This is a genomic window from Stackebrandtia sp. (assembly GCF_035643755.1).
In the GTDB taxonomy this organism is placed as follows: Bacteria; Actinomycetota; Actinomycetes; order Mycobacteriales; family Micromonosporaceae; genus Stackebrandtia.
Window position 1 is genome coordinate 1 of record NZ_DASQPW010000012.1, and the last position, 11,075, is coordinate 11,075.

11 protein-coding genes and 3 pseudogenes are annotated in these 11,075 nt (G+C 70.3%); 9 read left to right on the plus strand and 5 right to left on the minus strand.

What is annotated here, in order from left to right; translation table 11 throughout:
• Positions 1-247, minus strand: a pseudogene (locus tag VE172_RS00840) (2-phosphosulfolactate phosphatase); the annotation flags it as partial.
• Entirely contained in the window at positions 244-627 is a 384-nt protein-coding gene (locus tag VE172_RS00845; protein WP_324795798.1) for a VOC family protein, read from the minus strand. The gene VE172_RS00845 and the pseudogene VE172_RS00840, both read right to left, overlap by 4 nt.
• 125 nt (positions 628-752) lie before the next feature.
• Between VE172_RS00845 and VE172_RS00850 the strand changes: the two genes are divergently transcribed.
• From VE172_RS00850 to VE172_RS00875, 6 genes are all read left to right on the plus strand, one after another.
• Entirely contained in the window at positions 753-1,061 is a 309-nt protein-coding gene (locus VE172_RS00850) for an ArsR/SmtB family transcription factor (protein ID WP_324795801.1), read from the plus strand.
• A 13-nt stretch (positions 1,062-1,074) separates the two neighbouring features.
• Complete coding sequence (locus VE172_RS00855; RefSeq protein ID WP_324795803.1) at positions 1,075-1,314, plus strand: hypothetical protein; 240 nt, start codon at positions 1,075-1,077, stop codon at positions 1,312-1,314.
• Positions 1,311-2,036: a sensor domain-containing protein gene (locus tag VE172_RS00860; RefSeq protein WP_324795806.1), complete on the plus strand. Its 726-nt coding sequence runs from the start codon at positions 1,311-1,313 to the stop codon at positions 2,034-2,036. The genes VE172_RS00855 and VE172_RS00860 overlap by 4 nt, the downstream gene beginning before the upstream one ends.
• Before the next feature lie 78 nt (positions 2,037-2,114).
• Entirely contained in the window at positions 2,115-4,373 is a 2,259-nt protein-coding gene (locus VE172_RS00865) for an MMPL family transporter (protein WP_324795808.1), read from the plus strand.
• Positions 4,374-4,400: 27 nt separating this feature from the next.
• Complete coding sequence (locus VE172_RS00870) at positions 4,401-5,270, plus strand: sigma-70 family RNA polymerase sigma factor (RefSeq protein WP_324795811.1); 870 nt, start codon at positions 4,401-4,403, stop codon at positions 5,268-5,270.
• 73 nt (positions 5,271-5,343) lie between these two features.
• On the plus strand, positions 5,344-5,718 hold the full coding sequence (locus VE172_RS00875) for a DoxX family protein (protein ID WP_324795814.1): 375 nt from the start codon (positions 5,344-5,346) through the stop codon (positions 5,716-5,718).
• Positions 5,719-5,723: 5 nt separating this feature from the next.
• Here VE172_RS00875 and VE172_RS00880 read toward each other — a convergent pair whose 3' ends face one another.
• The gene (locus VE172_RS00880) at positions 5,724-6,569 is read right to left on the minus strand and encodes an MOSC domain-containing protein (protein ID WP_324795817.1); all 846 of its coding nucleotides are present in this window, start codon (positions 6,567-6,569) and stop codon (positions 5,724-5,726) included.
• A 74-nt stretch (positions 6,570-6,643) separates the two neighbouring features.
• Positions 6,644-7,489: an aldo/keto reductase gene (locus VE172_RS00885; RefSeq protein WP_324795819.1), complete on the minus strand. Its 846-nt coding sequence runs from the start codon at positions 7,487-7,489 to the stop codon at positions 6,644-6,646.
• Positions 7,490-7,599: 110 nt separating this feature from the next.
• Between VE172_RS00885 and VE172_RS00890 the strand changes: the two genes are divergently transcribed.
• Together VE172_RS00890 and VE172_RS00895 are read left to right on the plus strand one after the other, a co-directional pair.
• Positions 7,600-8,529, plus strand: coding sequence for an ArsR/SmtB family transcription factor (locus tag VE172_RS00890; protein WP_324795822.1), 930 nt, complete (start codon positions 7,600-7,602; stop codon positions 8,527-8,529).
• Between the two features lie 14 nt (positions 8,530-8,543).
• Positions 8,544-10,112, plus strand: a pseudogene (locus VE172_RS00895) (N-acyl-D-amino-acid deacylase family protein); the annotation flags it as partial.
• A gap of 12 nt (positions 10,113-10,124) precedes the next feature.
• Here VE172_RS00895 and VE172_RS25320 read toward each other — a convergent pair.
• On the minus strand, positions 10,125-10,760 hold the full coding sequence (locus VE172_RS25320; RefSeq protein WP_349258211.1) for an FMN-dependent NADH-azoreductase: 636 nt from the start codon (positions 10,758-10,760) through the stop codon (positions 10,125-10,127).
• Positions 10,761-10,871: 111 nt separating this feature from the next.
• Here VE172_RS25320 and VE172_RS00900 point away from each other — a divergent pair.
• Positions 10,872-11,075 (plus strand): annotated as a pseudogene (locus VE172_RS00900) (hypothetical protein); the annotation flags it as partial.

An 11,075-nucleotide genomic window follows, 5' to 3' on the forward strand; every position in this document is an offset into this window, starting at 1 on the left:
GGCCGACCTGCCGCCGCCCCACGGCCAGGGCCGCGCCGCGGCCCCGCGCGTACTCCGCGGCGGAGGCGTCCCGCCAGCGATACGGGTACACCGCCCCGCCGCGCTCCACCACGACGGACACCGCCGTGGTGAACGACAGGACATCGACGATGACCGTGGCGCCACCCGAGTGGCCCAATACCTCGGCTTCGCTTGGCCCCCAGCCGAAGCGCACGCCGTACCCGGCCTGCGAGAGGACCCGGCTCACCCGTCGTCACGACACAGGCAGAACGGGTGCCCCGCGGGGTCCAGCAGCACCCGAACGTTGTCCTGCGGCTGGAACCGCGCCACGGTGGCGCCCAGCGCCACCGCCTCGTCGACGGCCTCGTCCAGGTCGCCGACCTGGAAGTCGAAGTGGATCATGGCGCGCTGCTGGCCCTCGGCGGGCGGCCACACCGGCGGCCGGTACCCCTCGGCGTGTTGGAACACGAAGAACGGGCCCCGCGGAGACGCCGCGACGATGGACGTTCCCGGCTCCTCGTGCCCGATATGCCAGTCGAGCAGCGCGGCGTAGAACCTCGCCAGCGCCGCGGGATCGGGTGCCTCGATCGCCGTTCCCCACCACATGCCCTCGCCACGCGATTTCATCGGTTTCCTTCCTGTTCAGCGCGATATCGCCGTCAGACTACGGTCCGCGACCGACATCGATGGCAAAAATGACACCTGTCAGAACTTTCTTACATGTGCTATGTTTGCTCGCGAGGAGGTGAGTGGTGACCAGTGAGGAGTTGCTGGGCGTCCTGGCGGCGTTCGGCCACGCGCAACGGTTGCGAATCATCGCCGAGCTGGCCTCCGGCCGGGTCCACGTCAGCGAGCTGGCGCGGCGCCTGGGCCTGTCGCGTCCGCTGCTGTACATGCACCTGGAAAAACTCGAGAGGGCCGGGATAGTCACCGGCCAGCTGGAACTGTCGGACGACGGCAAGGCGATGAAGTACATATCGCTGGAACCGTTCGCCCTCAACCTGACCGTCGACACCGTGCGCGAGGCCCTCGCGCAGGACGAAACCCACGAACCCGACTGACAAGGAGCACACCATGACGATCAATGGCGGGGTCATAGCGATCGCCATCGTCCTGATCGTGTTGGGCTGCATCACCCTCGGCGTCGTCTCGTACTTCAAGACGCAGCGGCACCGGGCCGACGCGGTGGCCATGGCCAGCTACCGCAAGCTCGCCGAGGAAGCGGTATCCAACCAGGACAAGCTGCGCGACGAGCTGGTGCATGTGAGGGAGCGGCTGGCGGCGGTGGAGACGCTGCTGCGGAGCGTCGAATGAGACCCCGCGTGGACCGCCCCGCCTACCGCCGCAACCCGCTGCGGATGATCGCGGCGCGCGACACCTGGAAGGCCGCGGCGTACCTGGTCACCTACGTTCCCGTCGGTCTCGGACTGTTCGGGATCGTGGTGGCGCTGATGGTGGTCGGCTGGGCGCTGAGCGCGATCTGGCTCGGCCTGCCCATTGTGGTCGGTTCCGCGGTGTTCCTGCGTGGCTGCGCCACCGTGGAACGCCTGCGGGCCTGGCCGCTGATCGGCGATGTCGCCACCAACTACCGCGAGCCCGGCGACGCGGGGGTGTTCACCCAGATCAAGACCCGCTGGACCGACCCGTCCACCATCCGTAACCTCGCCTACTTCCTGCTGTACCCGTTCCTGGTGTGGTTTGACGCCGCCGCCTTCGCCATTTTCGCCGCGTGCCTGGGCATGATGACCCTGCCCGCCTGGTACTGGGCGATTCCCGCCGCCGACGGCAGCGGGTACGGCGTCTTCCTCGGCTTCCCCGAGCCCGGACCCGGCGGCTTCGGCGTGTGGATCGGCGACCTGCCGTCCGCGCTCGGCGCCACCCTGGCCTTCCTCATCCTGGCGGTCGCCGCCAGCTACCTGGTGGTGTGGGCCGCGCGCGTCCACCTCGCCGTGGTGCGCTCGCTGCTGGGCGAGTACACCGATCCCCTGGCCGAGGCGAAACGCGTCCTCGCCGAACCCGGGCCCCTGTCGGCCTAGAACCCACCGATCACGGCGCCGGTGTCACCCGGCGGTGGCACCGTGCACCCAAAAAGTCACTCTAGAATGGACAGTCTAATGTCAACCCCTGCGGCACCCCGCCGTGCCCTCACCGTCCGCGTCGCCCGATGGAGCGCCACCCATCCCTGGAAGTCCATCGTCGTGTGGCTGCTGTTCGTCGTCGCCGCCGTCACCGTCGGCAACATCGTCGGCCCCGCACAGGTCGACGACTCGGTCTTCTGGATCGGCGAGGCCGGACACGCCGAGTCGATCGCCGCCGACGGCCACGTGCAACGCACGGCCGTCGAGAAGTTCCTCATCACCGCCAAGCACGGCGACCTCGACGCCGCGGCCGCCCGCCGCGCCGCCGCCGACCTCGAAGACACCATGTCCCCGCTGCGCGAGGTCAAGGACGTGTCGGGGCCGAGGCTGTCGCACGACGGCTCGACCATGCTGGTGCGCGTCACCATGACCACCGCCCGAACCGAAGGGCGCGAACACATCCAGCCCATCCGGGACGCGGCCAAACACGTCAAGGCCGACCACCCGGACCTGCGCATCGACGAAACCGGCGACGCCTCGACATCCACCGAGGTGGACGACGCGCTGAGCCACGACCTCGGACGATCCGAGATGATCACCCTGCCGATCACGCTGCTGATCCTGTTCCTGGTGTTCGGTTCCCTGATCGCGGCGGGAATCCCCATCCTGCTGGCGCTGTCGTCGATCTTCACCTCGATCGGCCTGTACACCCTGATGTCCTACCTGGTCCCCGACGCGGGCGGCGCCGTCACCAGCATCATCCTGATGATGGGCATGGCCTTCGGCGTCGACTACTCGCTGTTCTACCTGAAGCGCGTCCGCGAGGAACGCGAACGCTCGGGCGGCACCGTCTCGCCCGCCGCGTCGGTGGAGATCGCCGCGGCCACCTCCGGCCACGCCATCGTGGTGTCGGGCATCGCGGTCATCGTGTCCCTGACGGGGCTGTACCTCGCCTCCGACGTGATCTTCGCGTCCATCGCCACCGGATCGATCCTGGTGGTCGCGGTGGCGATGCTCAGCTCGCTCACCGTGCTACCCGCGCTGCTGTCCACACTGGGCACCCGCGTGGACGGCCGCCGCGGCCGCCGTCGCGCCGCCCGCCCCGCGCCCCCGACGGGCGGTCGCGTGTGGTCGGTGCTGTTGCGCCCCGCGACCCGGCGTCCACTGGTGACGCTGCTGGTCGCGGCGATCGCGATGCTCGCGCTGGCCCTGCCCGCCTTCGGAATGAAGCTCAGCGTCGAGGGCAAGGAGACCTTCCCCCGCGACATTCCCGCCGTCGCCAGCTACGACCACATGGTGAAGCTGTTCCCCAGCGAGGGACCGTCCCATATGGTGGTCGCCAAGGTGGACGCCGCGCACGTCAAGGACCTGAGGTCCGAGGTGTCCGCCCTGGTGAAACGGGCGCGCCACGACGCGCTGTTCGACATCCCCGCCACCGCCGCCGTCCGCACCTCCGCGGACGGACGCACCATCGCCGCCGAGCTCCCCACCCACTACGGCTCCAACACCAGGCAGGCCGAGGCCGGCCTGAGACAGTTGCGCACCAAGCTGATCCCCGACACCATCGGCAGGGTCGGCGGCGTCGAATACGCGGTCACCGGCGAACCCGCCCAGTCGGTGGACTACTCACGGCACCAGGCGGAGCATCTGCCGCTGGTGCTCGGCTTCGTCCTGCTGGCCACGTTCGTCATGATGGTGGTGGCGTTCCGCTCCGTGGTGATCGGACTGATCGGGCTGGGCCTCAACCTGCTGTCGGCGTTCGCCGCGTGGGGCGCGCTCACCCTGGTCTTCCAGGGCACCTGGGCCGAGAACCTGCTGGGCTTCACGTCCACGGGCTTCATCGGTTCGCGCACCCCGCTGATGATCTTCGCGATCCTCTTCGGACTGTCGGTGGATTACCAGATCTTCGTGGTGAGCCGCATCCGCGAGGCCGCGCTGCGCGGCGTACCGACCCGCCAGGCCGTGGTGGACGGCATCGCCAGCTCGGCGCGAGTGGTCACCAGCGCCGCGATCATCATGGTGTCGGTGTTCGTCAGCTTCATGCTGATCGGACGCATCGAGATGAAGCAGCTCGGTTTCGGGCTCACCCTGGCGGTGATCCTGGACGCCGTCGTGGTGCGGATCATGATCCTGCCCGCCATCTTGACGCTGCTGGGCCGCGCCAGCTGGTGGCCGTCGCGGCTCGACCGCCGAACGCCGCGCGCCGGGGCCGTCGCCGGGCAGGTCGGCGAACCGCACCGCGAGACCGTCGCGCATCGGTTACCTTTTCCCGTCGGGTTCCGTCATGGGCGATGACGGAACCCGACGAGGGAAGGCGACACCATGACCGATCCGCACGACGCCCTGGCCGAGACGTTCGCCGCGCAGCGCACCCGCCTGGAGGCCGTGGCCTTTCGCATGCTCGGGTCGCGGGCCGACGCCGAGGACGCCGTCCAGGAGGCGTGGCTGCGGCTGGACCGCACCGACGCCGCCGCGATCGACAGTATCGCGGCCTGGCTGACCACCGTGGTGGGCCGCATCTGCCTGGACATGCTGCGTTCCCGCAGGTCGCACGCGGAGACCTCGTACGGCGACGAGGTTCCCGAACTCGTCGTCACCGACGACGTCGCCGCGCCCGAGGAGAACTCCCTGCTCGCCGAGTCGGTGGGCCTGGCGATGCTCGTGGTGCTGGAGACCCTCAACCCGGCCGAGCGGCTGGCGTTCGTGCTGCACGACATGTTCGCGGTGCCGTTCGCCGAGATCGGCCCGATCGTGGGCAAGTCCACCGACGCGGCCAAGATGCTGGCCAGCCGCGCCCGCCGCAAGGTGCGGGGGCACCGCGACACCGAGTCGCCGCGAGGCAACCGCGAGGTGGTGGACGCGTTCCTGGCGGCGGCGCGCGGCGGCGACTTCGAGGCGCTGGTGGCGCTGCTCGACCCCGACGTCGCGGTGAGTTCCCACAACGCGCGCGGCACGGTGACCCGAAGCGGGGCCGCCCAGGTGGCGCGGCAGATCATGCGCGGCGCCCGCGCCGTCGGCGCGACCCGCCCCGTGCTGGTCAACGGGGAACCCGGGGTCGTGGCGTGGCGCGCCAACGGTGGGCTGCTGGGCATCGTGGCGTGCACCGTCGTCGACGGCCGCATCACCGCGATGGTGACGGTCAGCGACCCGAAACGCCTGGCGGGCATGGATCTGCCCGAGGCGCCCGCGTAGCCGCGATCGTTTGTTACGTCCCGGACGCCGGTTTCGTCAAGAGGGTGAACCTCAACCTCGAAGGACGACAATCATGAACATCGCACTGTGGATCGACGCGGGCCTGCTCGCCCTGGTCTTCGCCTTCGCGGGCGTCAACAAGCTCGCCATCCCGCACCAAAAGCTCGCCAAGGCGCCCGGCGGCGGCTGGGTCCTGGACTTCAGCCCCGCCTTCGTCAAGGCGCTCGGCGCCGTCGAGATCGTCGGGGCCGTCGGCGTCGTGGTACCCAGGCTGGTCGGCATCGCGCCGATCCTGGTTCCCTTGGCCGCCACGGGGCTCGGCGCGATCATGATCGGCGCCGCGATCGTGGAACTGCGGCGCGGCGAGCGCGCGCACGCCCTGTTGAACGTGTTCTACCTCGCTCTGACCGTCTTCCTCGCGGTCGGGCGATTCGCCGTCGCACCGTGACGCGGCTACCCGATCGTGACGGCGTCACCCAGCCGCAACGTTCCACCACCGCGTACGGTCGCGTAGGCGCCGACGCAGGGCTGGGCGCCCATCCCGTCCAGCGGCGTGACGCGATTGTGCGTCGCCGCCACGCGCAGCGCCTGCGTGTCGCGCGGCAGCTCGCCGTGGGCCAGGGTGGGCACCGCGCAGCGCGGCGTCAGGGCGATGACCTCCAGCACCACGTCGTCGCCGAGGCGCAGTCGCGTTCCCGGCCAGTCGTTCTCGGCGAAGCCGGGCAGGTCGGCGTCGATGACGATGTTGGGGCGGTAGCGATCGACGGCCACGTCGCCGTCGGGGCCGAGCTCGCCGATGTGGGCGATCGTGGACGACGTCACCAGGTGAATCGGGGCGAAGTCGACGAAGGACGGCTCGGGGGAACCCGATCCGACATGCCCGATCACCATGTCCACCTCGGCGTTGATGCCCTCCGCCAGGACCTGATCGGGGTCGGCGCGTTCGAAGCTCGCCTTGTCCGGGACCTGGTCGGTCAGGCGCACCCGCCGCCCCAGGAATGCCGACAGGTGGTCGTCGGCGTCGGGGTCGCCGCCGCGGATCACGGTGCCGTCGGGCAGGCCGATGCGCACGCCGTCGCCGTCGACGGTGGCCCTCGCCCGCAACAGATCGCGCCACAGGCGGGGCTGTTTCGCGCTGGCCACCATGCCCGTCTCCACATTGATCAGGGCCCAGTCGCGGTCGCGCTCGAGGCCGCCCGGGGTGATCACGGCGCGGTCGATCCGCTCCCCGAGCATCGACTTCACCGGGTGCCTGCGCAGCTGGCCGACGCTGCCGATCGGGGTCACGGATCGAGACATGCGGTGAAGCCTAGGCCCGCCCCGCCGTGGGCTCCCCGCGGTCGGCGTGGCGACACCGACCGCGGGGGACGGCGCTACCCCTGGTTGAGCTGCGCGACATGGGAGGCGGTCAGGCGCAGCCGGGCGGCGGCGACGTTCTCCTCCAGGTGCGCCAGCGACTTGGTGCCGGGGATCGGCACCACCGCTCGCGAGCGGTGCAGCTGCCATGCCAGCGCCACCTGCGAGGCGGTGGCGTCCAGCTCCTTGGCGATCGCGGCGACCGGTCCCTCGGCGTCGGCCTGGGCGCCGTTGCTCAACGGCAGCCACGGGATGAACGCGATGTGGTGCCGGGTGCAGTAGTCCAGCACGTCCTCGTGCTTGCGATTGTCCAGATTGAACAGGTTCTGGACGCTGGCGATCGGCGCCAGCCGCCGCGCCTCGGCCAGGGTGGCCACATCCACCTCGGACAGTCCGATGTGGCGCACCTTGCCCTCGGCCACCAGGTCGGTGAGCGTGCCGATCTGGTCGGCGAACGGCACCTGCGGGTCGACGCGGTGCAGCTGGAGCAGGTCGATGCGCTCCACCCGCAGCCGGCGCAGGGACAGCGCGACCTGCTGGCGGAGGTATTCGGGGCGCCCCAAGGGAACCCAGCGACCCTGGCCGGGGCGGCAGTGGCCCACCTTGGTGCCGATCACGAGGTCGTCGGGGTACGGGTGAAGCGCGTCGGCCAGCGCCTCCTCGTTGGCGCCCAGACCATAGGCGTCGGCGGTGTCGATGAAGGTGACGCCGAGCGAGACGGCGCGGCGGGCCACGGCGCGGGCGTTGGCGAGCACGGCGGGGGTGTTGGCCTCCCAGCCGCTGGTCAGGCGCATGGCGCCGAAGCCGAGGCGGCCGATCGGCAGATCGCCGCCCAGAAGGAAGGTGTCGGTTTGTTGTGTCACGCCGACCAGCCTGCGATCCGTCCCCAACGGGAACAAGGATTTAGCATGAGCTAAATCGACCCCCGGGGGTGGACGTGTTCGAGTTGGAGTTCTCGCCGCAGGACGTGGCTATGACCCGCTTCGCCTTCTCCCCGCTGTGGGAGGTGATCGCGAGCGTGCGGGTATTGAAGAACCCCAAGGAGAACCCGCTGCACCGCCCGTGGGCGGAATGGGTGCGCCCCCGCGTCGGCGACACCGACTTCTCGCTGCTGTCGGACCTGGTGCCGGTGCCCACCCGGATGATCCCCGCGTTCGTGGCGCCGCCGCCCCGGGTGACCGCGCCCGACCTGGCCACCGAGCTCGCCGCGCTGCGCTCGGTGCCGCCCGCCACCGTGCGCCACGACCTCGAGCGGATGTCCGAGACCCGAACCGCGCGCCTCGAGGCGCTGTACGACAGGCCCCGCGACGGCCTGGCCGAGCTGGCCGACACCATCGAGGCGTACTGGGAGCTCACCATGGCGCCGCACTGGCCCCGGATGCGCACCCTGTGCGAGGCCGACGTGATGTACCGCTCGCGGCAACTGGCCACCGGCGGCGCCGAGCTGCTGTTCAACGATCTCCATTCCTCGATGTCGTGGCGGGGCGGGAGGCTCTTCATCGACAAGCGCTACCGCCGCGGCCGCGACACCCTGCGCGGCACCGGTCTGCTGCTGACGCCGTCGGTGTTCGTCCCGCGGCTGTTCTCGGTGACCACGGGGGACTGGCAGGCCACCCTGCGCTATCCGCCCCGCGGCATCGCCACGCTGTGGGCGCGCGCCGGGGAGTCGGCGTCCGAGGCCATGGCGGCGGTGCTGGGACGCACCCGCGCCGACCTTTTGGCGCGCCTGTCCCAACCGGCGTCCACCGGCGAACTCGCTCGCGAACTGGGCATCAGCGCCGGCGGCGTGTCCCAACACCTGGGCGTGCTGCGCGCCGCCGGGCTCGTGCGGCCCCACCGTTCGGGCCGCTACGTGCTTTACGCGCGCACCGTGCGCGCCGAGAACCTCCTGGCAACCCGATAGCCTTGCGCGGCATGATCACCTGCACGTTTCGCGGCATCGACGTGGTCGACGGCACCGGCGCGCCCCGGTACCGGGCCGACGTGACCGTGGCCGACGGACACGTCGCCCGCATCGACACCGTGCCGGGCCGCCACGTGCCGGGCGCGCGGGTGATCGACGGGGGCGGGCTGGTGCTGGCGCCCGGCTTCATCGACATGCACGCCCACTCCGACCTGGCCCTGGTCGCCGATCCCGTCCACCTGGCGAAGGTGTCGCAGGGTTGCACCACGGAGGTGGTGGGGCAGGACGGCCTCAGCTACGCGCCGTGCGACGACGCCACCCTGGCGGCGCTGCGCGAACAACTGGCCGCCTGGAACGGATCGGGCGACATCACGTGGCGGACGGTGGGGGAGTACCTCGACCGGATCGACGCCGGGTGCGCCGTCAACGCCGCCTACCTGGTGCCGCACGGAACGGTGCGGTTGAACGTCCTGGGATATGACGACCGTCCACCCACGACCGACGAGCTGGGCCGCATGAGGCGCCTCGTCGCGGAGGGGTTGGACTCCGGGGCCGTCGGCCTGTCGGCGGGCCTGAGCTACGTGCCCGGCATGTACGCCGCCACCGACGAACTCGTCGAACTGTGCACCGTGGTCGGGCGGGCCGGGGGCTACTTCGCGCCGCATCAGCGCAGCTACGGCGCGGGCGCCCTGGAGGGATACGCCGAGATGATTTCCATTGGGCGCCAAGCCGACTGCCCGGTCCACCTGACCCACGCCACCATGAACTTCTCGGTCAACGCCCATCGCGCCGGCGAGCTGCTCGACCTGATCGACGCGGCGTCGCACGTGGACGTCACGCTGGACACCTACCCGTATCTGCCGGGAGCCACCTCGCTGTCGGCGCTGTTGCCCAGCTGGAGCCTCGAGGGCAGCCTGGACGCCTGCGCCCGCAGGCTGCACGACCCCATCGACCGCGCCAAGATCCGCCACGAGCTCGACCTCACCGGAAGCGATGGCGCGCACGGGGTCGCGGTGCAATGGGAGCTGATCGAGATCAGCGGGGTGGCGCGCGAGCACAACCGACACCTGGTGGGGCGCACGATCGCGGACGCGGCGGGCGACATCCCGCCGTCGACGTTCTACCTGGATCTGTTGCTGGACGAGAACTTCGCGACGTCGTGTCTGATGCACGTCGGCAACGAGGAGAACCTGCGCGCCATCATGGTCCACCGCCACCACATGGGCGGCAGCGACGGGCTGCTGCACGGCGACCGCCCGCACCCCCGGGCCTGGGGCACGTTCCCGCGCTACCTGGCGCGCTACGTCCGCGACCTCGAGCTGTTGTCGCTGGAGGAGTGCGTGGCGCATCTGACCGGGCGCCCCGCCGCGCGGCTCGGCCTGCGGGACAGGGGAATCCTCGCCGAGGGCGCCGTCGCCGACCTGGTCGCCTTCGATCCCGACACCGTGGCCGACACCGCGACCTTCGCCGAACCCCGCAGGCAACCCGCGGGCATTCCGTACGTGCTGGTCAACGGCGCCTTCGCCATGGACTCCGGACGCCGGACCGATGCCCTGGCGGGCAGGTCGATCCGGCGTTCGTCCGCGCGACGCGGCTTATGCCCTGGCCAGCTCCTTGGCGCACTCGGTGGCCCTGGAGTGGGTGCCGTCGTAGATGTCCTTGAACTGGGCCAGGTCCGGCACCACCAGCGACAGCGCCATCTCGGTGTGCAGGAACTCCAGGCCGTCCTCGGCTCCGAGGAAGCGGAAGAAGCTGCGCAGCAACGGTTCCTGGTGGTCGTCGCCCTGTCTGGGCGTGCCCGGGGCGTAGGAGCCGCCGCGGGAGGTGACCACCACGATCTTCTTGCCGGTCAACGGGCCGTTGCCGTCGGGGCCGGTGCGGAAGCGCGGCACGCCGATGTGGTCCAGGTAGGACTTCAGCGTGGTGGGGATCGTGAAGTTGTACATCGGGGCGCCCAACACGAGGACGTCGGCGTCCAGCACCTGGTCCCCGATGGCCTTGGAGACCGCGTACGCCTCGGCCTGTCGCGGGTTGTGCTCGGCCGGGTCGGTCTGGTGGGAGTAGTAGGTGAGCGCGTCCATGTGGGGAGCCGGGTCGACGTTGAGGTCGCGGTAGGCGTACGTGCCGTCCGGGTTGGCGGCCTTCCAGGCGTCGGCGAAGGTCGCGGTGACCTTGCGGGTGTGGGAGTTGCCGCCGTTGAGGCTGGAGTCGAGGTGCAGCAGGGTGGACATGACTTCCTTCCGTTAGGACCGGTTCGGACGTTACGGTAGCAGATATTCTGCACTCAGACAATCTTGGTCGAGAACTTATGGCGACGGACGACATTCGAGTACCATTGCCCCATGTCAACCGATGCGGGATCGTTCCCCACCTGCCCCGCCACGCCCAGCCTCCACACCGACGTGGCCTGGCTGCTGCATCGAGCCGCCCAGCGTATGAAGGGTTCGTGGGACACCATCGCGCGGCAACACGGGCTGCGTGATCTGCGCGACTGGATCGTGCTGACCGCGATCGGCGAGGGGGTCAAGCGCACCCAGTTGGCGATC

Bases quoted from the DNA above. Each gene is read 5' to 3' on its own strand.
- VE172_RS00845 (WP_324795798.1), bottom strand. From the start codon at position 627: ATGAAATCGCGTGGCGAGGGCATGTGGTGGGGAACGGCGATCGAGGCA.
- VE172_RS00855 (WP_324795803.1), top strand. From the start codon at position 1,075: ATGACGATCAATGGCGGGGTCATAGCGATCGCCATCGTCCTGATCGTG.
- VE172_RS00860 (WP_324795806.1), top strand. From the start codon at position 1,311: ATGAGACCCCGCGTGGACCGCCCCGCCTACCGCCGCAACCCGCTGCGG.
- VE172_RS00865 (WP_324795808.1), top strand. From the start codon at position 2,115: ATGTCAACCCCTGCGGCACCCCGCCGTGCCCTCACCGTCCGCGTCGCC.
- VE172_RS00870 (WP_324795811.1), top strand. From the start codon at position 4,401: ATGACCGATCCGCACGACGCCCTGGCCGAGACGTTCGCCGCGCAGCGC.
- VE172_RS00875 (WP_324795814.1), top strand. From the start codon at position 5,344: ATGAACATCGCACTGTGGATCGACGCGGGCCTGCTCGCCCTGGTCTTC.
- VE172_RS00880 (WP_324795817.1), bottom strand. From the start codon at position 6,569: ATGTCTCGATCCGTGACCCCGATCGGCAGCGTCGGCCAGCTGCGCAGG.
- VE172_RS00890 (WP_324795822.1), top strand. From the start codon at position 7,600: ATGACCCGCTTCGCCTTCTCCCCGCTGTGGGAGGTGATCGCGAGCGTG.
- VE172_RS25320 (WP_349258211.1), bottom strand. From the start codon at position 10,760: ATGTCCACCCTGCTGCACCTCGACTCCAGCCTCAACGGCGGCAACTCC.